The organism is Curtobacterium sp. MCLR17_039 (assembly GCF_003234745.1).
GTDB lineage: Bacteria > Actinomycetota > Actinomycetes > Actinomycetales > Microbacteriaceae > Curtobacterium > Curtobacterium flaccumfaciens.
Window position 1 is genome coordinate 96,382 of record NZ_QKTF01000010.1, and the last position, 26,147, is coordinate 122,528.

The window sequence follows — 26,147 nt, forward strand, 5'->3', positions numbered from 1 at the left end:
GCACTGCTGCTCCGGACACGGAACGACCTTCCGGTGCTCCGTGAGCGCTCACATTAGCGCTCGCTCCCGGCATCCGCCACCCCTTTCGCGACGGCGTGGAACCCGGTAGCGTTTCTGTCAGGTGAGCGCTCACTTTCGTGACGGCCCGCTTCGGTTCCCGTCCGTGGCCCCACCCGCTCCCCGCACGAACCGCACTGCCACGATCGAAGGAGATCCATGCCCCGCACACACCTCGTCCTCGACGCCGCGTTCACCGTGGGGCCGGTGCGACGTCGCCTGTTCGGCGGGTTCGTCGAGCACCTCGGCCGCCACGTCTACGACGGCATCCACGAGCCCACCCACGAGACCGCCGACGAGCACGGCTTCCGCAAGGACGTCGTCGAACTCGTCAAGGAACTCGGCGTCTCCGCCATCCGCTACCCCGGTGGCAACTTCGTCTCCGGCTACAAGTGGGAGGACGGCGTCGGCCCCGTCGAGCAGCGCCCCCGCCGCCTCGACCTGGCCTGGCACTCGACGGAGACGAACGAGGTCGGCCTGCACGAGTTCCAGCACTGGCTCGACCAGGTCGGCTCGGAGCTCATGCTCGCCGTGAACCTCGGCACCCGCGGCACGCAGGAGGCGATCGAGCTCCTCGAGTACGCGAACATCGACGCCGGGACCGCACTGTCCGAATACCGTCGTTCGAACGGTCGCCAGGAACCCTTCGCCATCAAGATGTGGTGCCTCGGCAACGAGATGGACGGCCCGTGGCAGCTCGGCCACAAGAACGCCGACGACTACGGCAAGCTCGCCGCGATGACCGCCAAGGCCATGCGGCAGATCCAGCCCGACCTCGAGCTCGTCGCCTGCGGTTCCTCGGGGGCGTCGATGCCGACGTTCGGCGAGTGGGAGCGCACCGTCCTCGAGCACACCTACGACGACGTCGACTACATCTCCGCGCACGCCTACTACGAGGAGGACGACGACCTGCCGTCGTTCCTCGCCTCGGGCGCCAACATGGACCACTTCATCAAGACGGTCACCACGGCCGCCGACCACGTTCAGGCGCAGAAGAAGTCCGACAAGCGCATCGACATCTCGTTCGACGAGTGGAACGTCTGGTCGATCAAGAAGTGGGAGGCGAAGGCCAAGACCTTCACGCTCGACGAGTGGCCCGTCGCCCCGCGTCTGCTCGAGGACGTCTACACCGTCGCCGACGCCGTCGTCGTGGGTGGCCTGCTCATCTCGCTGCTCCGCCACGCCGACCGCGTCGCCTCGGCTTCACTCGCCCAGCTCGTCAACGTGATCGGCCCGATCATGACCGAGCCCGGTGGCCCGGCCTGGCGCCAGACGACGTTCTTCCCGTTCTCGGTCACCTCGCGCCTGGCGCAGGGCACCTCACTGCAGGTCAAGGCCTCGGGTGACACGGTCGACGGTGGCAAGCACGGTGAGGTCCCGGTCGTGGACTCCGCCGCCACCGTGTCCGAGGACGGCAAGGCAGCGGTCTTCCTGGTCAACCGCCACCCGTCCGAGCCGACCACGGTGACGATCGACCTGGCCGGCATCGGTGCGACGGGTGACGTCCACGCCGAGGGTGTCTGGGACGACGACCTGCACGCCGTGAACGACCTGGAGAACACCTCGCGCGTGGGGCTCCGCACGAACGAGTCGGTCCGCCGCGAGGGCGACACCGTCACGATCGAGCTCCCGCCGGTCTCCTGGACCGCCGTCTCGATCGGCTGACAAGACGCCTCGGCGCACGCCACGGCGGGCGTCGAGTGAGCACAGAGGACGTCGGGCGCTCGCGCCCGACGTCCTCTGCGCGTTGCGCGTGCGCGGCGCGCGCGCCGGGCGCGAGTTCACGGGGTGGGCGACACCTCACGGGCTGACGGGCGCGTGGACTGTCGCTGGGCCCGTGACGTGGCCCGCGCGGCGGCCGGGAGGCCCGTGGCGGCCTGGCCCCGGGCCTCCCGACCGGCGCGTGGTGACTCCACGGCCTGGGCGACACCTCGCGGGGACGCGCGCGCGTGGAGTGTCGCGGAGCGCGAACGCGCGCCCCGTCAGCGCGCCGGCGGCGCGGCCGTGCTCGCCCGCTCGACGAGCCGCACCGGCACCAGGTCGGCCGCGACGCTGACCCGCTCGCCGTCGATCTGGGCGAGCAGGTTCGCGACCGCTCGGCGGCCGACCTCGTCGAAGGACTGGTGCACGGTGGTCAGCGGCGGCCAGAACGAGTCGGACTCGGGGGAGTCGTCGAACCCCACCACGCTCAGCGACGACGGCACCGGGCGACCGGACTCGTGTGCGGCGCGCAGGACCCCGAGGGCGGTCTGGTCGTTCGCGGCGAACACCGCGGTGATCTCCGGTCGTGCGGCGATCTCGAGCCCGGCCTCGTAGCCGTGCTCGGTCGTCCAGCCGCCGCGGAACACCGGGGGGACCGGCCGACCTGCGCGCGTCAGGGTGTCCTGCCACGCGGCGAGACGACGGGCTGCCGAGTACGACGACTCCGGCCCGGCGACGTGCCAGACGGTCTCGTGCCCCAGGTCGAGCAGGTGCTGCGTGGCCTGCCGGGCGCCGTCGGCCTGGTCGGTGTCGATCGCGGGGTGGTCGGTGCTGCCCGTGGAGTCGATGATGACCATGGGCACGCCGTCGGGCAGCACGACCTCGGCGGTGTCGATGATGTGCGACTCGATGATGATCACGACGCCGTCGACGGCCTGTTCGTGCAGGCGCGAGAACGCGGAGCGGACGCCGGCCTCGGTGCGCGAGGCCATGGGCAGCAGGGTGATCGTGAAGTCGGCGACCCCGGCGGCGTCGGCGATTGCCTCGAGCGTGCGCATGTTGCCGAAGGAAGCGAGCGTGAACATGATCACGCCGATGGTGCGGAAGCGGCCGGAGCGCAGGGCGCGGGCGGCACGGTTGGGCCGGTAGCCGAGGGACTCCATCGCGCGCTGGACGCGGTCGCGGGTCTCCGGGCTGACGTTGTCGAAGCCACGGGCGACGCGTGAGACCGTCTGCATCGACACCCCGGCGGCGTCGGCCACGGCGGCCATCGAGGGGGCGCGGCGGGTGCCGGCGGGGGACTCCATCGTCACGCTGGCGCTCCTTCCGGATCGAGGGGCCGAGCGGTCGGCCTCCCCGGACGCTAGCGCATGTTGACGTTGCCATGCTATCGTCGCGTCGTTCGATGTTGACGTCAACATCGGTGACCGCCCGGACACCCTGATCCGGCCCGGGCCGAGCCGCCGACATCGACCACCCGAACGCAGCAGACGAAGGAGTCACATGAGCACGCTCGCAGCGCGCCCCGGTGAGGCAGCACCGCGCCCCACCGCCGAGCGCCCCGCCGGCCGCCGCCCCAAGCCGCGGGGACGGTTCACCGGATGGCTGTTCGTCGGCCCGTTCGTCGTCGTCCTGGTCCTGATGCTCATCGTGCCGATCGGCTACGCGCTCTGGCTCAGCCTGTTCCGCGACCAGCTCATCGGCGGCAACCAGTTCGTCTGGTTCGCCAACTACGTGCAGCTCTTCCAGGACGCCAAGTTCTGGTCCGGGTTCGGTCGGGTCGCGATCTTCCTGGTCGTCCAGGTGCCGATCATGCTCGGCCTCGCGCTCGTCGCCGCCCTGGCCCTCGACAGCGCCCGACTGTGGGGGACGAGCTTCTTCCGCATCGCGGTGTTCCTGCCCTACGCCGTCCCCGGGGTCGTCGCGGCCCTGATCTGGGGCTTCATCTACGGCAACCAGTTCGGTCTGACGGGCGCCGCGAACGACGCGCTCGGCATCGACCTGCTGCAGCCGTTCAGCCCGAGCTGGGTCCTGACGTCGATCGGCAACGTGGTCACGTGGGAGTTCCTCGGCTACAACATGCTGATCTTCTACGCCGCACTCCGCACCGTCCCCGGTGAGCTGTACGAGGCGGCCGAGCTCGACGGTGCCGGCCCGATGCGCACGGTCTTCTCGATCAAGCTCCCGGCGCTCCGCGGCCCGATGGTCATCGCCACGATCTTCTCGATCATCGGCAGCTTCCAGCTCTTCAACGAGCCGAACCTGCTCAAGACGCTCGCCCCGAACGTCATCGGCAGCGCCTTCACCCCGAACATGTACGCCTACTCGCTGTCCTTCAGCGGTCAGCAGTTCAACTACTCCGCCACGGTCGCGATCGTGATGGGCGTGATCACCGCGGTGATCGCCTACGTCGTCCAGGTCCGCGGCACCCGCGAGGAGAACCGATGAGCACCATCCAGCACCCCGCCGGGCCCGCAGCGGCCACGGTGACCGAGGCGACCACGACGCAACGTGCGCCGCGCACCCGCTCGATCCGCGCCTCCAGGCAGCTCCGCACCGCGGAAGGCGGACGCAAGCCGAAGCGTTCCGGCCTGCTCACCGCGGTCATGGTCGTCTTCGTCGTGTACTCGTTCGCGCCGCTGTTCTACCTGCTCGTGAACAGCACGAAGACGCAGGCGTCGCTGCTCTCCACGTTCGGTCTGTGGTTCGGCGGGGACTTCAACCTCTGGCAGAACATCGTCGACACGCTGACGTACAACGACGGCATCTTCCTGCAGTGGTTCGGCAACACGCTGCTCTACGTCGTCGTCGGTGCCGGCGGGGCCACCCTGCTCGCCACCGTCGCGGGCTACGGCATGGCGAAGTTCCAGTTCCCCGGTCGCCGCGCGGTCTTCGCCGTCGTCCTCGGTGCCATCGCGGTCCCCGGCACGGCCCTGGCGGTCCCGACGTTCCTGCTGTTCTCGCAGGTCGGCCTGACCAACACCCCGTGGGCGATCATCCTGCCCTCGCTGATCAGCCCGTTCGGCATGTACCTGATCTGGACCTACGCGGTCGACGCGATCCCGGCCGAACTGCTCGAGGCCGCCCGCATGGACGGTGCCGGTGAGTTCCGGATCTTCTTCACGATCGCGCTCCGCCTGCTCGCGCCCGGTGTCGTCACCGTCCTGCTGTTCGCGGTCGTCGCCACCTGGAACAACTACTTCCTGCCGCTCATCATGCTGAGCGACCCGAAGTGGTACCCGCTGACGGTCGGCCTCAACCAGTGGAACGCGCAGGCCACCGGGTCCGGCGCGCAGCCGATCTACAACCTCGTCGTCACGGGATCGCTCCTCACGATCATCCCGATCGTGGTCGCGTTCCTCTTCCTCCAGCGCTTCTGGCAGTCCGGCCTCGCGGCCGGGTCGGTCAAGGCCTGACCCCTCGGACACCAGGCGCACGGCGACCCCGCCACGCGCCGCCCGGTCCGGCACACAGCAGCACCACCCCCTCCACGAAGAAGTGAAAGGCACTCCCATGAACAAGCGTCTCCGGCGCGGGCTCAGCGCCCTCGCCATCGGCGTCACCGCCGCGATCGCCCTCGCCGCGTGCGCCTCCGGCGGCTCCGGCTCCGGCGGATCGGCCGACGACATCGACAAGGCCCTGCAGGACGGTGGCACCCTGACCTACTGGTCGTGGACCCCGTCGGCGAAGGCCCAGGTCGCCGCGTTCGAGAAGCAGTACCCCAAGGTGAAGGTCAAGCTCGTCAACGCCGGCACCGGTGCCGACCAGTACACGAAGCTGCAGAACACGATCAAGGCCGGCTCGGGCGCCCCCGACGTCGCCCAGGTCGAGTACTACGCCCTGCCGCAGTTCGCGCTGTCCGAGTCGCTGCTCGACCTGTCGAGCTACGGCTTCGACTCGCTCGAGAAGGACTTCGCGAAGAGCACCTGGAGCTCGGTGTCGATCGACGGCAAGGTCTACGGCCTGCCGCAGGACTCCGGCCCCATGGCGCTGTTCTACAACAAGAAGGTCTTCGACAAGCACGGCATCGCCGTGCCGAAGACGTGGGACGAGTACGTCACCGCGGCCAAGAAGCTGCACGAGGCAGACCCGAAGGCCTACATCGCGGCGGACTCCGGCGACGCCGGCTTCACCACGAGCATGATCGCCCAGGCCGGTGGCACCCCCTTCACCACCGACGGTGACAAGGTGACCATCAACCTGCAGGACGAGGGCACCAAGAAGTGGACGAGCACCTGGAACGAGCTCGTCGAGCAGGGCCTGCTGTCGAAGACGGTCGGCTGGACCGACGACTGGTACAAGCAGCTCGGCAACGGTGAGATCGCCACGATGATCACCGGCGCCTGGATGCCCGGCAACCTGGAGTCCGGCGTCGCCCAGGCCTCGGGTGACTGGCGCGTCGCCCCGATGCCGACCTACGACGGTGGCACCGCCCAGACCGCGAACAACGGCGGCAGCGCCCAGGTCGTCATGAAGCAGTCGAAGAACCCGGCACTCGCCGCGGGCTTCCTCAAGTGGCTGAACTCCTCGAAGGAGTCCACGAAGGTCTTCATGGAGTCCGGCGGCTTCCCGTCGACCACCGCTGACCTCGACTCGTCGGCGTTCCTCGACGAGAAGCCGGAGTACTTCGGCGGCCAGCAGATCAACAAGGTGCTCGTCGACGCGTCGAAGTCCTCGGACAACGACTTCACCTACCTGCCGTACCAGGTGTACGCGAACAGCGTCTACGCCGACACCGTCGGTCAGGCGTACGAGAACGGCACCTCGCTCGACGCCGGCCTCGAGGCCTGGCAGAAGGCCCTCGCCAAGTACGGCAAGGACCAGGGCTTCACGGTCTCGTCGAAGTAGTTCGACAGCATCCCCGCGGGGCCGTGCGGACACGTCCGCACGGCCCCGCTCCACGCCCGGCTCGGCTCCACGCCCGGCCCCGCTCCACGCCCGGCCCGGCCGGCAACGAAAGAACCACACCATGCGCTTCGCCATCGGCGACACCGACTTCCTGCTCGACGGCGAGCCGCACCGGGTCCTCTCCGGCGCGATCCACTACTTCCGCGTGCACCCCGACCTGTGGGCCGACCGGATCCGCAAGGCGAAGCTGATGGGCCTCAACACCATCGAGACCTACGTCGCCTGGAACGCACACGCGCCGTCGCCCGGGGTGTTCGACCTGTCGGGTGGGCTGGACCTCGGCCGCTTCCTCGACCTCGTCGCAGCCGAGGGCATGCACGCCATCGTCCGCCCCGGCCCCTACATCTGCGCCGAGTGGACGAACGGCGGGCTGCCGTACTGGTTGTTCGCAGACGGCTCCGTGGGCGTCCGGCGCAACGAGCCCGGGTTTCTCGCAGCGGTCCGGACGTACCTGCAGCACCTGGCCCCCGTGCTGGTCCCGCGGCAGATCGACCAGGGCGGGCCCATCGTCCTGGTGCAGGTCGAGAACGAGTACGGCGCCTACGGCTCCGACCCCGAGTACCTGCGCGCACTCGAGCAGATGCACCGCGACATCGGGCTGACCGTCCCCTTCACGAGCGTCGACCAGCCGATGGGCACGATGCTCGAGGACGGCTCCCTGCCCTCACTGCACAAGACCGGTTCGTTCGGCTCACGCTCCGCCGCCCGGCTCGAGCGCCTGCGGCAGGCCCAGCCCACCGGGCCCCTGATGTGCTCGGAGTTCTGGGACGGCTGGTTCGACAGCTGGGGCGAGCACCACCACACCACGCCGGCGTCCGCCAGCGCCGAGGACCTGGACGTCCTGCTCGCGGCCGGCGGCTCGGTGAACATCTACATGTTCCACGGCGGCACGAACTTCGGCTTCACGAACGGCGCGAACGACAAGGGCGTCTACCGCCCGATCGCGACGTCGTACGACTACGACGCGCCGCTCGACGAGGCCGGTCGGCCGACGTCGAAGTTCCACGCGTTCCGCTCGGTGATCGCACGCTACGCGCCCGTCCCGCCGCTGCCCGCGACGATGGAGCCGGGTGGATCGGGTCGCCTCGGTCCCGTGGACGCGTCCGGCGACGGCCTGGAGGCCCGGATCACCCCCGCCACGGACCTCGCCGTCCGTCTGGACCGCGTCGCGTCGCTCCGTTCCCTGCTGCCCACGCTCACGACGTGGTCCGCGCACGACGAGCCGCCGACCTTCGACGCCCTCGGGGCCGCGAGCGGCTTCGTCGCCTACCGCGCCGAGGTCGACCTGCCCACCGGAGGGGTGCTGACCGTCGGCACCGAGGTGCGCGACCGAGCGATCGTGTCGGCCGACGGTGTCGTCGTCGGGGTCCTGGAGCGTGAGCACCACGACCGCGCCATCGCCCTGCCGCCGGTAGCCGGCACGCTCGAGCTCCTCGTCGAGGACCAGGGCCGCGTCGACTACGGCATCCGCATCGGCGAGCCGAAGGGCCTGATCGGCGGCGTCTCGATCGACGGCGTCCCGGTTGCCCGGTGGACGGCATCGCCGCTCGCCCTCGACCCCATCGCACCTGCCGCCGTGACCGCGCTGTCCGAGGTCGCTCCGACCGGTGGTGAGGTGCTCGCCGGACCGACGTTCGCAGCTGGCTCGTTCGACCTCGACACCGTGGACGACCGGTACCTGTCGCTCGACGGGTTCCGGAAGGGTGTCGCCTGGGTCAACGGGTTCTGCCTCGGTCGGTACTGGTCGCGAGGTCCGCAGCGGACCCTGGCGATCCCGGGGCCGGTGCTCCGCCAAGGTCGCAACGAGCTCGTCGTGCTCGAACTGCACGCCGCCGCTTCCCGTACCGCGTGCCTGCTCGTCGAGCCCGACCTGGGTCACACCGAGGCCTAGTCGCGCGGCCTGGTCGAATCGGGCGTACCTGGTCGAATCGGGCGTACCTGGTGAGAAGTTTCGACCAGGTACGCCCGATTCTGCTTTCCATCGCGGGCGTTGTGGGAAGGATCAGTCGGCGTCGAAGGCGTCCAGGTCGGCGAGGGCGTGCTCGGCGTCGGCGATCCGGTCGGCCTCTGGGCGGCTCCACCACTCGGGGCCGCGTTCGCCCAGCCCGTGCTTGGCCAGGCCGTTCCGGTGCCGCGCCGCCGCCAGGGCCTCGTCGTCGCCCGCGCGCTTCGCGGTCTTCACGGCGTTGCGCCCGCGCCCCAGGTGGGAGCGGAGTGCGGCGGCGAGCTCCTCGGGCAGGGCGGGGTCGGTGCGGCGCCAGCGTCGGCCGTCCACGGCGAAGAAGTGGTCGTCGGGTTCGGCGGTCATGGTCCGAGTCTGCACCGTCGGTGGTGCCGGGTAGACAGGAGCCGATGAGCCACGAACGCGTCCGCCCGATGCTCGACGTCCGACGCATCTACGCCGAGCCGGCCGCGCTCGAACTGCAGCGTGGGCAGGAGATCGTCGGGCGCTGGCCGGACGCCGAGATCGTCCCGGTCGAGTCGCACTGGAACATCCCCGAGGTGCACGGCGACGAACGGAACGTCCAGCGCTGGGTGCGGATCAAGACCGAGGCGCTCGTGCTCGGCGTGAAGAAGTCGCTGGTGACCCGGCCGAACGGTCGCTCCGCGGACTTCATCGCACCGTCCACCGCGAACGGCTGCGCGATGGCGTGCGCCTACTGCTACGTGCCGCGTCGCAAGGGCTACAGCAACCCCGTGACGGTGTTCGCGAACATCGACCAGATCAGCAAGCACGTGGCTCGGAACATCGCCAAGCAGGGGCCGAAGACCGAACCGAACCAGTGCGACCCGGAAGCCTGGGTCTACGACATCGGCGAGAACAGCGACTGCTCGGTCGACGCGATGATCAGCGACAACGTCCGCGACCTCTGCGACCTGTTCCGGATGACCCCGACGGCCAAGGCCTCGTTCGCCACGAAGTACGTCAACCGCGACCTGCTCGACTGGGACCCGATGGGACGGACCCGGATCCGCTTCTCACTGATGCCGCACGAGACCGCGAAGGTCACCGACATCCGCACGAGCCCGATCGCCGAGCGCATCGCCGCGGTGAACGACTTCGTCGACGCCGGGTACGAGGTCCACCTGAACTTCTCGCCGGTCATCCTCACGCCGACGTGGGAGTCGGACTGGGCCGAACTGCTCCGGCAGGTCGACGACGTGCTGTCCCCGGCCGCCAAGGCGCAGCTCGCTGCCGAGGTGATCTTCCTGACCCACAACCAGCCCCTGCACGAGGTCAACCTCGGGTGGCATCCCAAGGCCGAAGACCTGCTGTGGCGTCCGGACCTGCAGGAGCAGAAGGTGTCCCAGAACGGTGCCGTGAACGTGCGCTACCGGTCCGGCATGAAGGGGCAGCTCGTCGAGCGCTTCCGCGGACTCGTGGCCGAGCACCTGCCGTCGTGCCGGATCCGGTACGCCTTCTGATCGGCGACCTCCCCGATCAGGGGATGAGCCGGTCCGCCCGGTACCGGGCGAACAGGTCCGCGAAGGCCTGCTCGGTCCGGCGGAACGCCGTGAACCCGGCGTCGCGGCTCTTCCCCATGTCGGTGACGACCTCCATCGCTCGACCGAGGTCGGCGTCGGTGTGCCACCACGAGGCGAGCCGGGTGATGTCCGCCTCGGCGAGACCGTGGCGCTCGGCGATGCCGGCCCACTCGGACTCGTACGGCGCCATCTGCTCCTCGAGCGGTCGCGGAGCGTCCTCGTAGCCCACCACGCGCGCGGGGTCGACACCGAGGTGCGCGGCCAGGCGCGGCCACATCCAGCGCCACCGGAAGACGTCACCGTTCACGATGTTGAACGGCTCGTCCGCACCCTCGGGTGACGTCGAGGCCCACACCATGTGCTCGGCGAGGATGCCGGCGTCGGTCATGTCGGTGAGGCCGTTCCACTGCGCCTCACTGCCGGGGAACACGAAGTCCAGGTCGAGTTCCTTCGCCAGCGTGGCCTGCACGGCGAGTGTGAGGCCCATGTTCATGGCGTTGCCCACGGCGTGCCCGATCACCGTGTGGGAGCGGTGCACCGACCAGGTGAACCCCTGGCGCTCGGCGGCCGCGAAGAGTTCGTCCTCTTGCGCGTAGTAGAAGTTCGGGGTGTCGAGGCGCGGCTCATCCTCGTGGAAGGGGGTGTCGGGCATCTCGCCGGCGGCGTACGCCTCGAACGGGCCGAGGTAGTGCTTCAGGCCGGTGACGAGGGCGACGTGCTCGAGCGGAGCGTGCGACAGTGCGGCGAGCAGGTCGCGGACCATGCCGCCGTTCACGCGGATGTTCTCCGCCTCGGTGTCCTGCCGCTGCCATGCGGTGAAGAAGACGTGGGTCGGGTGCTCGTCGGCGAGTGCGGCCGTCAGGCTCTCCGGGTCGCGCAGGTCGGCCGCGACGGTCCGGACGCCCTGTTCGGCGAGCGGTCGGCGGGAGAGCGCCGTCACGTCCCAGCCCAGGTCGAGCAGGTGGCGCACCAGGGCGGAACCGGTGATGCCACTGGCTCCGACGACCAGGGCTTCGCGGCGGGCAGGGGTCGGTTCGGTCGATCCGGTTGCAGTCATCCCTCGATGCAACCCACGTTGGGCGACACGTGTTCCCTCACCGCGCCCCGGCGCCGGTCCTGTGTACACAGGAACGCACCACTTGTACCGTTGAGCGGTACACTCCCCGCGGAGGAATCGACATGCAACTCGCACAACCACTCGCCACGCTGCTGGGAGCCACACAGGCCGACGCGCTCCGCGTCCTCGCCCGGACCGATTCGGGCATGACCGGACGACAGGTTGCGCGGGTCGCGGGCGCTCCGCAGCACACCGGCATCAAACGAGCGCTCGACAAGCTCGAGGCGGCAGGGCTCGTGCAGGTCGAGCGCGGTCTGCAGCACTCTGCTTACCGGGTCAACCGGGAACACCTGCTCTGGCCGGCGGTGGAACTCGGACTCGAAGCCAGCGACGAACTCGAACGTCGGATCGGCGCGTACGTCGCGTCGGCGCAGGCCGGGGTCCTCTCGGTCTCGATCTTCGGTTCAGTTGCCCGAGGCACCGCGACGCCGACGTCCGACCTGGACCTCCTCGTCGTCTTCGAGGAGACCGTCGACACGGACGTCGTCGTCCGCCTCGGTGACCTCGTCCGGCGGTGGACCGGCAACGAGTGCCAGGTCTTCGACGTGACCCGCGCTGATCTCCGTCGGTTCGTGGTCGAGGGAGACCCGCTCGTCGGGTCGTGGCGAGAAGAAGCCCGAACAGTCTTCGGCGAGGAGATCAGGACGTACATCTGATGGGTTCCCGCGTGCGCGCCGTCGACAGGGCCGCAGTCGCGATGCGCCGAGACGAAGCGGAGTCCTACCTCGAGGTCGCGCTCCTCTACGTCGAGTCGACGAGTCACGCGGACTGGAAGGCCGCCGGTGCGAACGCTGTGCTCGGCGGGATCGCGGCGTCGGACGCGATCTGCGGTGCGATCCTCGGCCACCACCATCTCGGCGACGACCACGCCGCCGCTCGACGGCTGCTCGACACGGCCTGCGCACCGGACACCCGACCCGGCCTGCACTTCAAGCGCCTGACCGATGAGAAGACGAACTTCCAGTACTCGACGTCGCGTGTGACCCAGGAGAAGACACGGGCGCTGGTGACCGCGCTCGAACGGCTCATCCGTACGGTCCACGAGCGCACCTGAGGTGGGCGCACGGCACCCGGGATCACCGCGGACGGCGGATGCGGATCGGACCCTTGGCGGTCGACGGGTCGACGACGGACCCGCCCTGGGTGATCTCGACCTCGCCGCGCGCGACCATGCGGCGGGCGGCTCGACGCGCGGGCTCCATCAGCGGTCGCCAGTCGTCCGGGTCCAGCGAGCGTGCCACCTCGGACGGGCAGATGCTCGAGGTCCGCGCCCGTGCCGCGAGCAGTTCGTCGATGCGCTGCTCCAGAGCCCGGTCGGTGTCGTCGAGACCGTGTCGACGGCAGGCTCCGGAACACCACTTCGCCTCCGGCGCCGCCGACGACGGCATCCGTCGTCCGCACGAGGCGCAGGTGCGCTCGACGTGTGCCGACTCCGACGCCGACGCATCGGCTTCCGTCCTGATCGCCCGTCCCATGGCCCCATCCTCGTCCTGCCCGGCAGGGCAGTGCACAGCGACCACGCACACGGTCCAGGTGCGCCTGGCAGCATCGGAGCGGTGAACCCCGACACCGTCCCCGCCCGTCCGTCCGAGCCGGCCTGGGTCCAGCACGTGATGTGGTGGCACGTCTACCCGCTCGGCTTCGTCGGCGCCGAGGTCCGTCCGACGGCACCGGTGGGGGAGCGTCCGCTCGAACACCGCCTCGACCGCCTGACCGCATGGCTCGACCACGTCGTCGACCTCGGCCTGAACGGGCTGTTGCTCGGCCCGGTGTTCGCGAGCTCGACCCACGGGTACGACACGGTCGACCACTTCCGCATCGACCCGCGCCTGGGCGACGACGCCGACTTCGACGCCCTGGTCGCCGCGGCGCACGAGCGGGGCGTGCGGGTGCTGCTGGACGGGGTGTTCAACCACGTCGGCCGTGAGCACCCGGCCTTCCGCGCGTTGTCCGACCACGGCCCGGAGGCGCCGACCGCCGACCTGTTCGCCATCGACTGGTCCGGGTGGCAGCCGGGGGAGCCCGTGCCCGTCGGGCTGTTCGAGGGCCACGACATCCTCGTCGCGCTCGACCACGACAGCCGCGCCACCGAGGACCTCGTGGTGCAGGTCATGACCCACTGGCTGGACCGCGGGGTGGACGGCTGGCGGCTCGACGCGGCGTACGCGGTGCCACCGGCGTTCTGGGCACGGGTGCTGCCGCGGGTGCGGGAGCGGTTCCCGGACGCCTGGTTCAGCGGCGAGGTGATCCACGGCGACGCGGCGGCGATCGCACGCGACTCGACGATGGACTCGCTGACCCAGTACGAGCTGTGGCAGGGGATCTGGCACGGCATCGCGGACCGCAACGGCCACGAGCTCGCGCACGCGATCGAGCGGCACGACGCGCTGCTGGCCACCTTCGCCCCGACGACGTTCGTCGGCAACCACGACGTCACCCGGATCGTGAGCGCGGTGGGGGAGCGGTTCGCCGGGCACGCCGCCGCGGTGCTGTTCACGGTGGCGGGGACCCCGGTGGTCTACGCGGGCGACGAGTACGGCTGGACCGGGGTGAAGGAGGAACGCGAGGGCGGCGACGACGCGGTCCGCCCGGAGTTCCCGGCCGAGGTGCCGGAGCCGACGGACCTGACCCACGCGTACGAGGCGCTCATTGCCCTGCGTCGCCGGAACCCGTGGCTGCACCGCGCGCACACCGACCTCGTGCACCTGACCAACACCGCCGTGGTGCTGCGGACCGCGACGGCGGACGCCGCCGTGGTGACCGCCCTGAACCTGTCGGACGATCCCGTCGAGGTGCCCGTGGCCGACGCGACGCAGGTCGAGGCGGGCGGGGCCGATCTCGGGGACGGGACCCTGCGCCTCCCGGCCGGGGGTTGGGCCGTCCTGTCGCGATCGTGAGCAGAAACGGTCGGGTCCCCATCGAGGACCCGACCATTTCTGCTCACCAAGCGAACGCGCGAACGCGCACGCGCGAAACCGCTACTTGCGCGCGGACGCCGCCCGGCGCTTGTTGAACACGTCGAACGCGACGGCGGCGAGCAGCACCAGACCCTTGATCAGGGACTGGAACTCGGTGCCGACACCGAGGATCGACATGCCGTTGTTCAGCAGGCCGATGATCAGACCACCGACGATCGCACCCGGCACGGTGCCGATGCCGCCGGTGACGGCCGCGCCACCGATGAAGACGGCGGCGATGGCGTCGAGCTCGAAGCCGTTGCCGGCGCCCGGTGCCGCCAGGTTGAGCTGGCCGGTGAAGACCACGCCCGCCAGGGCCGAGATGACACCCATGTTGACGAAGAGCAGGAACGTGACGCGCTTCGTCTTCACACCCGACAGCTGCGCGGCCAGGGCGTTGCCACCGATCGCGTAGATGTGGCGGCCGAACACCGCGCTCCGCATGACGACCGAGTAGATCACCACGAGGGCACCGAGCACGACGAGCACGATCGGGGTGCCGTTGTAGCTGGCGAGCAGGAGTGCCACGTAGATCACGAGCACGGCGCCGAACGCCGTCTTCACGATGAACCAGGCGAACGGCTCGCTCTCGAGCTGGTACTTGCGACGCGTGATGCGACCGCGGAACGCGGCGATCACCATGACGGCCGCGGCGGCGAAGCCGAGGATCATCGTGAGCGGCTCGTACCCGGTGGTGCCGAAGGACGGCAGGAAGCCGGAGCCGAGCGAGCGGAAGCCGGCGGGGAACGGCGAGATCTGCTGGTTCTGCAGGACGATCTGCGCCGCGCCGCGGAACGCGAGCATGCCCGCCAGCGTCACGATGAACGCCGGGATCCCGAAGTACGCGATCCAGAAGCCCTGCCAGGCGCCGACGAGCGCACCGACCACCAGGCAGAGCACGACCGCGATCGGCCACGGGATGTTCCACTGCGTGATCATCACGCCGGCCATGGCCCCGGTGAAGGCGACCACCGAGCCGACCGACAGGTCGATGTGTCCGGCGATGATGACCATGACCATGCCGATGGCCAGGATGAGGATGTAGCTGTTCTGGACGATCAGGTTCGAGACGTTGATCGGGGCCAGCGTGATGCCGTTCGTGGTCACCTGGAAGAAGATGACGATGACGATCAGCGCGATGAACAGGCCGATCTGTCGGAGCTGCCCGGTGAGGTAGCCGACGGCGGACTTAAGCGCGTTCATTGACAGGGGTCTCCCGTTCCTGGGTCATGTACTGCATGAGGACCTCGGGCGTCGCCTCGGCGCGCGGGACGTCGGCCGTGATGGTGCCCTCGGAGAGGGTGTAGATGCGGTCGCAGATGCCGAGCAGTTCGGGGAGCTCGGAGGAGATCACGATGACCGCCTTCCCCTGGTCGGCGAGCTGGTTGATGATCGTGTAGATCTCGTACTTCGCGCCGACGTCGATGCCGCGGGTGGGCTCGTCGAGGATGAGCACGTCGGGGTCGGCGTACATCCACTTCGACAGGACGACCTTCTGCTGGTTCCCGCCGGAGAGCTTCCCCGTCACGACGTCGACGTTCGGCGCCTTGATGTTGAGGCTCTTGAGGAACTGGGTCGCGACCGTGGTCTCCTCCGACGAGTTGACGAAGCCCCAGTTGGCGAGCTTGCCGAGTGCCGACCCGGAGATGTTCCGCTTGATGTCGTCGATCAGGTTCAAGCCGTACCGCTTGCGGTCCTCGGTGACGTAGGCGATGCCGTTGTCGATGGCCTGCGAGACGGTGTGCGTCTTGATCGGGGTGCCGCGCTTGTAGACGGTGCCGCTGATGCCGGTGCCGTAGGACTGGCCGAAGACGCTCATCGCGAGTTCCGTGCGGCCGGCGCCCATGAGCCCGGCGATGCCGACGACCTCGCCGGCGCGGACGTTGAGGTTGGCCTGGTGGATGATCTCGCGCGACGAGTCGAGCTGGTGGTGGACGGTCCAGTCCTCGATCCGCAGCAGTTCCTCGCCGATCACGGGGTTCTCGCGCTCGGGGTACCGGTTCGACAGGTCACGGCCGACCATCCCGCGGATGATCCGGTCCTCGGACACGTCGTCGGCCCGCATGTCGAGCGTCTCGATGGTCTTGCCGTCGCGGATGATCGTGACCCTGTCCGCGATCGCCTTGATCTCGTTGAGCTTGTGGCTGATGATGATCGCCGTCATGCCCTCGGCCTGCAGCGAGCGGATGAGCTCGAGCAGGTGCGCGGAGTCGTCGTCGTTCAGCGCGGCGGTGGGCTCGTCGAGGATGAGGAGCTTCACCTCCTTCGAGAGCGCCTTCGCGATCTCGACGAGCTGCTGCTTGCCGACACCGAGGTCGACGACCTTGGTGACGGGGCTGTCCTTCAGCCCGACGCGCTTGAGCAGCTCGGCGGCCGTCAGGTTCGTCTTGTTCCAGTCGATGAAGCCGCCCTTGGACTGCTCGTTGCCGAGGAAGATGTTCTCGGCGATCGACAGGAAGGGGCTGAGCGCCAGCTCCTGGTGGATGATCACGACGCCCGCAGCCTCGGAGTCGTTGATGTTCGCGAACCGCACGGGTTCGCCGTCGAGCAGGATCTCGCCGTCGAAGGAGCCGGCCGGGTAGACACCCGACAGCACCTTCATGAGCGTGGACTTGCCCGCGCCGTTCTCGCCGCAGATCGCGTGGACCTGGCCGCGCTCGACCTCGATCGAGACGCCCTGCAGGGCCTTGACGCCGGGGAACGTCTTGGTGATGTCCCGCATCTCGAGGATGGTGTCCGCCATGTGGACGCCTTTCCGTCGTGCGCGCGTGGGCGCGCTGGTGGAGACGGACTGGAGGCGCGGTGCGGTCTGGCACCGCGCCTCCGGTCCGTGAGATGGGCCTGACTACTTCAGGTCGGCTTCGGTGTAGTACCCCGAGTCCACGAGGACTTCCTTGTAGTTGTCCTTCGTGACGACCGTCGGCTGGAACAGGAAGGTCGGGACGACCTTGACCTTGTTGTCGTAGCTCTTCGTGTCGTTGACCTCGGGCTTCTTGCCGGTGAGCAGGTCCTCGGCCATGGTGACCGACTGCTTGGCGAGCTTGCGCGTGTCCTTGTAGATCGTCGAGTACTGCTGGCCGGCGATGATCGACTTGACCGAGGCGGCCTCGGCGTCCTGGCCCGTGACGGTCGGGAGCGGACGGTCGCTCGTGCCGTACCCGGCGCCCTGGAGCGCCGAGATGATGCCGATCGAGATGCCGTCGTACGGCGAGAGCACGCCGTCGAGCGTGGTGCCGCCCGAGTAGGACTTGGCGATCAGGTTCTGCATGCGGGCCTTGGCCGTGGCCGGGTCCCACTGCTGCGTCGCGGCCTGGGACAGCTGGTCCTGGCCGGACTGGATCTTCAGCGTGCCGTCCTCGAGGTACGGCTTGAGCGTCTTCATGGCGCCGTTGAAGAAGAACCCGGCGTTGTTGTCGTCGAGCGAGCCGGCGAAGACCTCGATGTTGAAGGGGCCCTTCTCGCCGGTCTTCTTGCCGTCAGCGTCGAGCACACCCAGGCCGGTGAGCAGGCTGTTCGCCTGGTCGACGCCGACCTTCTCGTTGTCGAAGGACACGTAGTAGTCGACGTTCTTGTTGCCCGTGAGCAGGCGGTCGTACGAGATCACCTTGATGCCGGCCTTGGCGGCGGCGTCGAGCTGGTCGGAGAGCGCGCCACCGTCGATCGACGCGATGATCAGGACCTTCGCGCCCTTGGTGATCATGTTGCTGACCTGCTGGGCCTGCTGCTGGACCTTGTTGTCGCCGTACTCGAGGTCGACCTTGTAGCCGGCCTTCTCGAGGTCGCTCTTGACCGCGTTGCCGTCCTTGATCCACCGCTCGGAGACCTTGGTGGGCATGGCGACGCCGACGAGGGCGCCCTTGTTGTCGCCGCTGCCGCCACCATCGGTGGACGCACGGCCGCCGGCCGAGCAAGCGGCCAGCGAGATCGCGATGCCGACGGCTGCGACGCCCGCGATGATCCTGCGCTTCATCATCGAAGTACCTCTGTTCCTTCGCGTCGTCCTCGACGCGGTCGGGTGCCGGGGCTGCTGTGCCCCGTGGGATGCGCTCGTGTGAGCGCTCACATCATGTGGGTTCCGTGACGGGGTGTCAACTCAACACCGCCGTTTCGTGATCTTGCCGCGGCGGCCGGACCGAGCGGTACGGTTGGCCACGTGAGCACCACGACCGCCCCCGAGGGCAGGGGCGGCAAGCGCCGGAAGGCCCCGACGATCTTCGACGTCGCCGAACGCGCCGGCGTGTCCCACCAGACCGTCTCCCGCGTGATCAACGGCGACCCGACCGTCCGCGAGCAGTACCGGACGCAGGTCACCGACGCCGTCACCGAGCTCGGGTACCGACCCCGCGCCGCCGCCCGGGCGCTTGCCGGTGGGCGGAGCAAGGCGCTCGGCATCATCACCGCCGGCGACGCGCTGTACGGGCCGTCGAGCACCTCGATCGGCTTCGAACGGGCCGCGCGGTCCGCGGGGTACCACGTGCTGCTGTCGACCCTGCCCGAGGAGCCGCGGCCGTCCGACCTGTCCGGGGCGCTCACCACGCTGCTCGCGCAGGACGTCGCCGCGATCGTGCTGGTCGCCGCCGACAACCGGGTGCTCGACGCCCTCGCGTCGCTCACCGTGCCGGTCACGGTGCCCGTCGTGGTGTCGAACGCCGTGCAGCGCGACGCCGTCCGGACCCCGGTCGCACCGAGCGTCGCCGCCGTCGCCATCGACCAGGCGGCCGGCACCTCGCTCGTCATGCAGCACCTGTTCGACCGCGGACACCGGCGGATCGTGCACATCGCCGGACCGCACGTGTCGCAGGAGTCCGAGGTGCGTCGTGCCACCTACGTGCGGATCATGCAGGACGCCGGGCTCGAACCGGTCGTGCTCGAGGGCGACTGGACCCCGGCGAGCGGCTTCGCGGCCGCCAGGCACATCGACGTGGGGACGGTCGACGCCGTCTTCGCGGGCAACGACCAGATGGCCCTCGGGGTGCTGCACGCCTTCGCCGACGAGGGGCTGCGGGTGCCGGACGACATCGCGGTCGTGGGGTTCGACGACGTCCCCGAGGCCGCGCACTTCACGCCGCCGCTGACCACCGTGCGGCAGGACTTCCGGGCGATGGGGGAGCGGGTGCTCGACACCGTGCGGGCCCTGGTCGAGGGGGAGCCCCGCGACGAGACACTGCTCGCGCCCGAGCTGGTGGTGCGGCGCAGCACGTAGCGCCCCTCGCACCGTGCGAGGTCCGGTGCCGCGCGCTCGCACCGTGCGAGGTCCGCGCCGCGCGCTCGGCCTGGTGCGAGGTTCCGTACTCGGTGCGAGCCCCTGCGCCCCGCACGGAGTACGCAACCTCGCACCACACCGGCGGCGCCCCTCGCACGGTGCGAGGGGCGCCGCCGGCGAGCTGACCCGACCGTCAGCCCTTCAACGCCCCGGACGACAGCCCGGCGACGTAGAACCGTTGCAACCCGACGTACAGCGCGATGCACGGGATCATCGCCACCACCGACCCGGCGACGAGGTTGCCGTACGACACCTGCCCGTACGCCCCGGTCTGCAGGTTGAGCAGCGCGACCGGAAGCGTGTACAGCGAGTCCTTCGTCAGGAACGTCAGGGCTCCGAGGAACTCCGTCCACGACGCCAGGAACGCGTAGAGCGCCGCGGTCGCCGCCCCCGGCAGGAGCAGCGGGCGGAGCACCGACACGACGACCCTGAAGCGCGAGGCACCGTCGACGAAGGCCGAGTCCTCGAGCTCGGTGGGGATCGACTCGAACGCGTTGCGCATCACGAACACCCCGAACGGCAGGTTCACGGTCGTGTAGAACAGCACGAGCCCGAGCAGCGAGTTCGTCAGCCCCATGGCGTTCATCTCGAGGTACAGCGGCGTGAGGATGGCCTGGAACGGCACCATCATCGTCAGCAGCACCAGGCCGAACACGAGCCCGGCGCCCCGGAACCGGAAGCGGGCGAACCCGTAGCCGGCCATCGTCGCGATCACCGCGGTCAGCACCGCCGTGGCGATCGACACGATGAGCGAGTTCACGACGCCGGTGAGCAGGTGCGAGGACGAGGCGAACACGGCGGCGAAGTTCTGCCACCCGAGTTGGAAGAACGTCGCCGGGTCAGGGGCCTGCGTGATGACGGCCTCGGACTGGAACGCCCGCAGGATCGACCAGATGAGCGGGACGCCGAACACGAGGGCGGAACCGATGCCGGCGATCGCGTACAGGGTGCGCTTCACGGTGGTGTCGCGGGGGTGCTGGACGCTGCCCTGCTGGTGGCGCCGACGTCGGCCGTCACCCGTGGTGGTCAGGGTCCTGGTGGACAGGTCCGGCGCCGCGAGGGCCGCACGGGAGGTCGTGGTGCTCATGGCGTCAGTCCTTCTCTCGCAGTGCCCAGAACTGGAACACCGTCACGGCGGCGATCACCACGACGAGGGCGATCGACTGGGCGGTCGCGGCCCCGAGCTGCAGGTTCACGAACCCGCGGTTGTAGATCGCGTTCACGATCGTGGTGGTCTCGGTGCCCGGCCCGCCCTGGGTCAGGATGTAGAACTGGTTGAAGGCGAGCAGCGACCCGATCACCGAGATGATGACGCTCAGCGCGACGGTCGAGCGGATCATCGGGAACGTGATGAGGCGTTCGGTCTGCCACCAGGAGGCCCCCTCGAGCTGCGCCGACTCGTAGACCTCGTCGGGGACGCCCTGCATCGCCGACATGAGCAGCACCATGGTCAGCCCGGACACCGCCCACACCACGAGCACGCAGATGAGCAGCGTCGCCAGCGGACCGTTCACGAGCCACGCGGTGCTGCCGTCGGTGATCCCGAGCCAGCGGAGCACCATGTTGACGGCTCCGGAGTTCGGCTGCGCCTCGAGCACGAGCATGAACGAGAGCGTCGTCAGCCCGACCACGTACGGCAGGAAGAACACGGTCCGCAGGATCGTGCTGCCACGGCGACGTGCGCGGACGAGCACGGCGAGGAAGTACCCGAGCGCCAGGATCGGCAGGGTCACGATCGCCGTGTACAGCAGCGTGTAGCCGATGGCGTGCACGAACGTCGGGTCCTGGAACAGCGTCAGGTAGTTCTGCAGCCCGATGAACCGGTACGGGCCGATCAGCGGCCAGTTCGTGAACGAGATGTAGAGCGCGAACACGAGCGGGACGAGCACGAAGACGGCGACGAACAGGATCGCCGGGGCGACGAGGACGGCGCCGGTGCGCGGCGGGTGGGTGAGCGAGTTGCGGGTCCGGACGGAGCCGCCACGCCCCGGGCGGCGGCCCACGGTGGGACGGCCCGGGCCGGTCCGGCCGGCGGGGCGCCGGGTGGAGATGGTCGACATGCGTGCACCTCTCTGTGCATCAACAAGAGCGAGACGAGCGGAGAAGACAGGCAGGCTCAGGCCTGCACCTGGTCGAGGATCCGCTGGTAGTCGGACTGCGCCGTCCGCATGGCGGCAGCGCTCCCCGACCCGAACACGGCCTCGCGGAACATCGCGAAGTACGGCGACGACGGCTGGTTGTTGAGCAGGTTGTACGCCAGCGTCTGCGGTGCGTAGCCCTTGTCGATGGCGTCGAGTGGCCCGTACGCCAGCGGGAACCGCTTGCGGTACTCCGGGGTGGCGGCGTCCGACCGCGTCGGGAAGTACCCGCCGTCCGGCAGTGCCTGCTGCTGCTGGAGGCCGTTCGCGTACTGCATGAACGCCCACCCACCGGACGGGTTCGCCGCCCCGTTCGGGATGCACATGTTGTCGCCGCCGTCGAAGAACGACCGCTGGCCGTCCCACGACGGGATGAGCACCGTCTGCATCTTCGCCCGCATCGCCTTGGTGGCCGCGGGCACGGTCGCCCCGTACGAGGTCGGGAAGATCCCCACCTTGCCGGCCCGGAAGTCGGCACCCCACGTGGTGCCGGCGTCGGAGTACGTCGCCTTCGACAGCACGCCGTCCTTCCACAGCTGCCGGTAGAACTCGAGCATGCGTTCGAGGGCGTCGTTGCCGGTGATGTTCGCCCGCTGGGATCCCACCTCGCCGGTCATCATGTCGACCCCGGTCGCCCAGACGTGCGGCTGCGTGACGAAGCCGATGATGCCGGCGGCGTTGCCGGAGATCGACCAGCCGTACACGTCGTCGTCGAGCTTCCGGATGGCCTTCGCCGCGTCGAGCAGCGTGGACAGGTCCTTCGTCGACTCCTCGACGTCGAGGCCCGCACGCTCGAACAGCTCGGTGTTCACGAACAGCTGCGAGTTGTCGGCCAGGTAGGGCAGGCCGTAGTACCGGTCGCGGTACTCGAGCAGGCGCAGGTGCCCCGGTGAGATCGCGTCGAAGTAGTCCAGGTTCTTGACCACGTCGGTCAGGTCGGCGAACGCCTCGCGGAAGATGAACAGCTGCGAGTTGATGTCGTCGATGTCCACGACGTCCGGTGGCTCACCCCCGCGGATCGCGGTCGCGAGCTTGGTCACGTACTGCGCGTCCGGCACGGGCGTCAGCTGGACCTGCAGCGCCGGGTTCGCCTTGTTGAACCCGGCGACGGCCGACGTCAGGCCGGCCTGGGTCGCCGACCGGCACCACACCTGCACGGTGCCGGTCGCTTTCTTCCCGAAGCTCGCGGGCTTCGCGACGACCTTCGGCAGGGTGCCGGAGCACCCGGCCAGGGCGAGTGCGGCCCCGCCGGCGACGCCGCCGACGAGGAACGCTCGGCGGTCCATGCCGGTCACCGCGCCAGCGGGAGCCAGACGCGCATCGGCGCGGCTCCCCGGTTGGCCCACGCGTAGTACGGGACGGCGGTCGCGGTGACGTCGCGGCCGTCGTCACCAGCCTGGAGGCCCGTGGTGACGCCCTGCGGACCGGCCACGTCGTCGACGTCGGTCACGTCTCCGGCGTGATCCGCGCCTCCCGACCGGGTCGCGTCCAGACGCTGGTACGGCCAGGCCGGCTGCACGTGCTCGGCCGGGGCGTGGCCCGGGATCCGCAGCGTGACGACGCCGTCGAGCAGGTCGTCGCGGCGCTCCTCGGTGATCGGCGCGTCCGCGTCGACCGTCAGGTCGTCGACCGTGAAGCCCTGCTGGTCCGCCTGCTCGACCGCGTACACGAGCGGGCCGCGCTCGATCGCGACCTGCCCGCGGGCGGCGTCGATGCGGGTGTCGGCGACGTAGCGGTGCGGCGTCGTGTCGAAGACGAGCTCGACCGTGTCGCCTGCCGACCACTCGCGGTCGACGACGTGCAGCGTGCCTGCTGTCGGACTCGCGGACCCGCCCGGGCCCGTGACGGTCGTGGTGTCCGACCAGGCCGGGATCCGCAGGCCCAGGGTGAGCGGGCCGTCCTCGGTGACCGTGACACGGACGCGGCCGTCGTGCGGGTAGTCGGTCTCGACCCGCACAGGACCGAGGTCGGCGGTGGCGTACTGGTGGATCTGCAGCCCGCCGTCGGTCGCCGTGGCCAGGTAACCGTCGAGGCTCGCGAAGGTGCGCATGATGTTCGGCGGGCAGCAGGCGCAGTCGAACCATCCGCGTCGCCCGTGGGCGGGGGAACGGTTCTCGTCCTGGTGGGCGTGGTCGCGCTGCTGCAGCGGGTTCACGTAGAAGTACTCCGTGCCCGCCAGGCTCACCCCGGCGAGGAACGCGTTGTAGAGCAAGCGCTCGATCGCGTCGGCGTAGACCGGCTTGCCGGTCGCGAGCAGCAGCCGCCAGGCCCACTGCACCCCGCCGATCGCCGCGCAGGTCTCGGCGTAGCCGCGGTCGGTCGGCAGCTCGTACGGGTCGCCGAACGCCTCCCAGTCCCAGCGCGCCCCGAGGCCGCCGGTGATGAAGGCCTTCGTTGCCATCATGTCCGCGAACTGCGTCTCGCTCGCGGCGAGGAGCTCGGTGTCCCCGGTCTCGATCGCGACGTCCACGGCACCCGCAGCCAGGTACACGGCGCGGACGGCGTGCCCCTCGACGGTCGTGGCCCGCCGGCTCGGCACCCGGTCGGAGAAGTACGTCGGCTCGCCGCCGGCGCGCTCGATGATGCCGTGCCCGCGGGCGTCGACGAACCAGTGCGCCAGGTCGAGGTAGTCACGGTTGCCGGTCTCGCGGTACAGCTCGACCAAGCCCATCTCGACGACAGGGTGGCCGTCGATGTCGCGGGTCTTCGGTGTGCCGTCGGGTGCGGTGCCGTCGCCGAACGTGCGGACCAGGTGGTCGGCGTTCTTGATCGCGACGTCGAGCAGACCGGTGTCGCCCGTCGCACGGAGCTGCGCCACGGCCGCCTGGTACAGGTGACCGGCGCAGTACATCTCGTGGCTCCACTTGAGGTCCGTGTACCGCTCACCCTTCCCGCGCACCTGCTGCACGGAGTCCAGGTACCCGTCGTCGGCCTGCGCCCGGGCGTACAGGGCGGTGACCTCGCGCTGCAGGTCGAGCAGGTCCTCGGCGGGCGCGCGGCCGTACTCCCACGCCACGGCCTCGAGCCACTTCGTCACGTCGGAGTCCATGAAGATCGGGCCGACGGCCTCGCCCTGCTCGAGCCCGGCGGCGATGCGGAGGTTACGGAAGTTGCCGGCCGTCTCCAGCTGCTGGTAGCCGCTGCGGACGGCGTCGCGGCCGTTGCGCTCCTGACGGAGCGCCCAGAAGCCGCCGGTGATCCGGGCGTCGCCGGTCGGCAGCGGCCGGAGCGTGAGGTGCGCGTCGGCGGTCGGGAGGACCGGGGTCGCGGTGTGCGCGCCGCGATCGGTCGCGAGCGTGGTGGTCATGTCGCCTCCTTGCGATGTGACTCGGTGCCGTTCGGATGAGGCTGGCCATCCGGAAAACGGTTTCTGCGGTGGACGTTACGACACGGGGTGCACGCCGCGCAAGGGCGTCCCGGCGGTTTTGTGTAAGGTCATCGGCACGTCCTGAACGTCGGAAAGGTGGTTGCCGTGACGCTCGAACGCACCGGTCAGCCGATCCGGATCACCGACGTGGCGGCGCTCGCCGGGGTGTCGATCGGCACCGCGTCGAAGGCGCTGAACGGCACCGGGCAGCTGCGGGACGCCACCCGGCTGCGGGTGAAGGAAGCTGCCGAGAAGCTCGGGTTCGTCGGCGATGCCCGGGCCCGTGCACTGTCGTCGGGACGGACCTACACCGTCGGCATGATCACCACCGACTCGTTCGGCCGCTTCTCGATCCCGGTGCTGCTCGGCGCCGAGGACGCCCTGTCCGCCGGGCGGATGGCCGTCCTGCTGTGCGACACCCGCGACGACCACGTGCGCGAGGCCCACTACCTGCGCTCCCTGGCGGCCCGCGGCGTCGACGGCATCATCGTGACCGGCCGTTCCGCCGACGCCCGGCCCCCGATCGACGTGTCCATCCCCGTCGTCTACGCCTTCACACCCTCGACCGATGACTCCGACGTGTCGATCACCCTCGACGACGCCGCCGGGTCGGCGCTCGTCGCCTCGCACGTGCGCTCGCTCGGGCGGCAGCGGGTCGCGATCGTGACGGGGCCGGCACGACACCGGTCCGCGGCACGACGGGTTGCCGGCGCTTCGTCGGTCCTCGGGTCGCACCTGGTCACCGACCCGCTGTACGGCGAGTGGTCGGAGCGCTGGGGGCGGCAGGCGGTGGACGTGCTCGCGCGGGAGTCGTCCGACGTCGACGCGATCGTCTGCGGCAGCGACCAGATCGCCCGGGGCGTGTGCGACCGGCTGCGGGAGCTCGGGCGTTCGGTGCCCGGAGACGTCGCGGTCACCGGGTTCGACGACTGGGACGTGATGGCGCTCGCCTCGAGGCCGCCGCTGACCACGGTGGACCTGCGGCTCGAGGAGCTCGGACGCGTCGCGGGGCAGGCGCTCCTCGCCCTGATCGACGGCGGGACGGCGTCGTCCGCGGCCGTGACCCCGTCGCTCGTCATCCGCGAGAGCACCGTCGGCGCCTAGGGCGGTCACGGCACCCCGTCCGCCGTGGTCGGGCGGTCACGACACCCCG

22 protein-coding genes are annotated in these 26,147 nt (G+C 69.8%); 11 read left to right on the forward strand and 11 right to left on the reverse strand.

Annotated elements, in window-relative coordinates:
* Positions 1 to 216 precede the first annotated feature (216 nt).
* Positions 217 to 1,722, forward strand: coding sequence for an alpha-N-arabinofuranosidase (locus DEJ00_RS12955; protein ID WP_111057630.1), 1,506 nt, complete (start codon positions 217 to 219; stop codon positions 1,720 to 1,722).
* A gap of 317 nt (positions 1,723 to 2,039) precedes the next feature.
* Here the strand turns inward: DEJ00_RS12955 and DEJ00_RS12960 are convergent, their stop codons facing one another.
* On the reverse strand, positions 2,040 to 3,065 hold the full coding sequence (locus DEJ00_RS12960) for a LacI family DNA-binding transcriptional regulator (protein ID WP_035808788.1): 1,026 nt from the start codon (positions 3,063 to 3,065) through the stop codon (positions 2,040 to 2,042).
* 196 nt (positions 3,066 to 3,261) lie between these two features.
* Between DEJ00_RS12960 and DEJ00_RS12965 the strand changes: the two genes are divergently transcribed.
* The 4 genes from DEJ00_RS12965 to DEJ00_RS12980 all read left to right on the forward strand — a co-directional run bounded on the left by DEJ00_RS12965 (position 3,262) and on the right by DEJ00_RS12980 (position 8,557).
* Complete coding sequence (locus tag DEJ00_RS12965) at positions 3,262 to 4,206, forward strand: carbohydrate ABC transporter permease (RefSeq protein WP_027466150.1); 945 nt, start codon at positions 3,262 to 3,264, stop codon at positions 4,204 to 4,206.
* Entirely contained in the window at positions 4,203 to 5,174 is a 972-nt protein-coding gene (locus DEJ00_RS12970) for a carbohydrate ABC transporter permease (protein ID WP_027466151.1), read from the forward strand. Before DEJ00_RS12965 ends, DEJ00_RS12970 begins: the two co-directional genes overlap by 4 nt.
* Before the next feature lie 97 nt (positions 5,175 to 5,271).
* Complete coding sequence (locus DEJ00_RS12975; RefSeq protein ID WP_173034953.1) at positions 5,272 to 6,606, forward strand: sugar ABC transporter substrate-binding protein; 1,335 nt, start codon at positions 5,272 to 5,274, stop codon at positions 6,604 to 6,606.
* A 121-nt stretch (positions 6,607 to 6,727) separates the two neighbouring features.
* The gene (locus DEJ00_RS12980; protein WP_111057631.1) at positions 6,728 to 8,557 is read left to right on the forward strand and encodes a beta-galactosidase family protein; all 1,830 of its coding nucleotides are present in this window, start codon (positions 6,728 to 6,730) and stop codon (positions 8,555 to 8,557) included.
* A gap of 111 nt (positions 8,558 to 8,668) precedes the next feature.
* Here DEJ00_RS12980 and DEJ00_RS12985 read toward each other — a convergent pair whose 3' ends face one another.
* The gene (locus DEJ00_RS12985; protein WP_111057632.1) at positions 8,669 to 8,974 is read right to left on the reverse strand and encodes a biopolymer transporter Tol; all 306 of its coding nucleotides are present in this window, start codon (positions 8,972 to 8,974) and stop codon (positions 8,669 to 8,671) included.
* Positions 8,975 to 9,018: 44 nt separating this feature from the next.
* Here DEJ00_RS12985 and DEJ00_RS12990 point away from each other — a divergent pair, with 44 nt between their 5' ends.
* Entirely contained in the window at positions 9,019 to 10,092 is a 1,074-nt protein-coding gene (locus DEJ00_RS12990) for a spore photoproduct lyase family protein (protein WP_111057633.1), read from the forward strand.
* A gap of 16 nt (positions 10,093 to 10,108) precedes the next feature.
* Here the strand turns inward: DEJ00_RS12990 and DEJ00_RS12995 are convergent, their stop codons facing one another.
* Positions 10,109 to 11,209: an SDR family oxidoreductase gene (locus DEJ00_RS12995; protein ID WP_111057634.1), complete on the reverse strand. Its 1,101-nt coding sequence runs from the start codon at positions 11,207 to 11,209 to the stop codon at positions 10,109 to 10,111.
* 122 nt (positions 11,210 to 11,331) lie between these two features.
* Between DEJ00_RS12995 and DEJ00_RS13000 the strand changes: the two genes are divergently transcribed.
* On the forward strand, positions 11,332 to 11,925 hold the full coding sequence (locus tag DEJ00_RS13000) for a nucleotidyltransferase domain-containing protein (RefSeq protein ID WP_111057635.1): 594 nt from the start codon (positions 11,332 to 11,334) through the stop codon (positions 11,923 to 11,925).
* Positions 11,926 to 11,936: 11 nt separating this feature from the next.
* The gene (locus tag DEJ00_RS13005; RefSeq protein WP_146247968.1) at positions 11,937 to 12,323 is read left to right on the forward strand and encodes a hypothetical protein; all 387 of its coding nucleotides are present in this window, start codon (positions 11,937 to 11,939) and stop codon (positions 12,321 to 12,323) included.
* 22 nt (positions 12,324 to 12,345) lie between these two features.
* On the opposite strand, the gene DEJ00_RS13010 is transcribed toward DEJ00_RS13005, so the two are convergent.
* The gene (locus DEJ00_RS13010) at positions 12,346 to 12,744 is read right to left on the reverse strand and encodes a DUF3253 domain-containing protein (RefSeq protein WP_111057637.1); all 399 of its coding nucleotides are present in this window, start codon (positions 12,742 to 12,744) and stop codon (positions 12,346 to 12,348) included.
* An 81-nt stretch (positions 12,745 to 12,825) separates the two neighbouring features.
* Here DEJ00_RS13010 and DEJ00_RS13015 point away from each other — a divergent pair, with 81 nt between their 5' ends.
* Positions 12,826 to 14,166: an alpha-amylase family glycosyl hydrolase gene (locus DEJ00_RS13015; protein WP_258373680.1), complete on the forward strand. Its 1,341-nt coding sequence runs from the start codon at positions 12,826 to 12,828 to the stop codon at positions 14,164 to 14,166.
* 81 nt (positions 14,167 to 14,247) lie between these two features.
* Here the strand turns inward: DEJ00_RS13015 and mmsB are convergent, their stop codons facing one another.
* From mmsB to chvE, 3 genes are all read right to left on the reverse strand, one after another.
* Entirely contained in the window at positions 14,248 to 15,429 is a 1,182-nt protein-coding gene (mmsB, locus tag DEJ00_RS13020; RefSeq protein ID WP_027466160.1) for a multiple monosaccharide ABC transporter permease, read from the reverse strand.
* Entirely contained in the window at positions 15,416 to 16,969 is a 1,554-nt protein-coding gene (gene mmsA / locus DEJ00_RS13025) for a multiple monosaccharide ABC transporter ATP-binding protein (RefSeq protein ID WP_111057638.1), read from the reverse strand. The genes mmsB and mmsA overlap by 14 nt, the downstream gene beginning before the upstream one ends.
* Positions 16,970 to 17,071: 102 nt before the next feature.
* The gene (gene chvE / locus DEJ00_RS13030) at positions 17,072 to 18,199 is read right to left on the reverse strand and encodes a multiple monosaccharide ABC transporter substrate-binding protein (RefSeq protein ID WP_027466162.1); all 1,128 of its coding nucleotides are present in this window, start codon (positions 18,197 to 18,199) and stop codon (positions 17,072 to 17,074) included.
* Between the two features lie 180 nt (positions 18,200 to 18,379).
* Here chvE and DEJ00_RS13035 point away from each other — a divergent pair, with 180 nt between their 5' ends.
* Positions 18,380 to 19,429: a substrate-binding domain-containing protein gene (locus DEJ00_RS13035; protein WP_081827356.1), complete on the forward strand. Its 1,050-nt coding sequence runs from the start codon at positions 18,380 to 18,382 to the stop codon at positions 19,427 to 19,429.
* 193 nt (positions 19,430 to 19,622) lie between these two features.
* Here DEJ00_RS13035 and DEJ00_RS13040 read toward each other — a convergent pair whose 3' ends face one another.
* From DEJ00_RS13040 to DEJ00_RS13055, 4 genes are read right to left on the reverse strand one after another with little or no spacing between them, the layout of a single operon-like run.
* Positions 19,623 to 20,576, reverse strand: coding sequence for a carbohydrate ABC transporter permease (locus DEJ00_RS13040; RefSeq protein ID WP_027466164.1), 954 nt, complete (start codon positions 20,574 to 20,576; stop codon positions 19,623 to 19,625).
* Positions 20,577 to 20,580: 4 nt separating this feature from the next.
* Positions 20,581 to 21,549: a carbohydrate ABC transporter permease gene (locus DEJ00_RS13045; protein ID WP_027466165.1), complete on the reverse strand. Its 969-nt coding sequence runs from the start codon at positions 21,547 to 21,549 to the stop codon at positions 20,581 to 20,583.
* Positions 21,550 to 21,605: 56 nt separating this feature from the next.
* Positions 21,606 to 22,913, reverse strand: a complete 1,308-nt coding sequence (locus DEJ00_RS13050) for a sugar ABC transporter substrate-binding protein (protein WP_258373681.1) — start codon at positions 22,911 to 22,913, stop codon at positions 21,606 to 21,608.
* A gap of 5 nt (positions 22,914 to 22,918) precedes the next feature.
* The gene (locus DEJ00_RS13055; RefSeq protein WP_111057640.1) at positions 22,919 to 24,934 is read right to left on the reverse strand and encodes a glycoside hydrolase family 127 protein; all 2,016 of its coding nucleotides are present in this window, start codon (positions 24,932 to 24,934) and stop codon (positions 22,919 to 22,921) included.
* 165 nt (positions 24,935 to 25,099) lie between these two features.
* Between DEJ00_RS13055 and DEJ00_RS13060 the strand changes: the two genes are divergently transcribed.
* Positions 25,100 to 26,098, forward strand: coding sequence for a LacI family DNA-binding transcriptional regulator (locus DEJ00_RS13060; protein ID WP_071247856.1), 999 nt, complete (start codon positions 25,100 to 25,102; stop codon positions 26,096 to 26,098).
* Positions 26,099 to 26,147 lie beyond the last annotated feature (49 nt).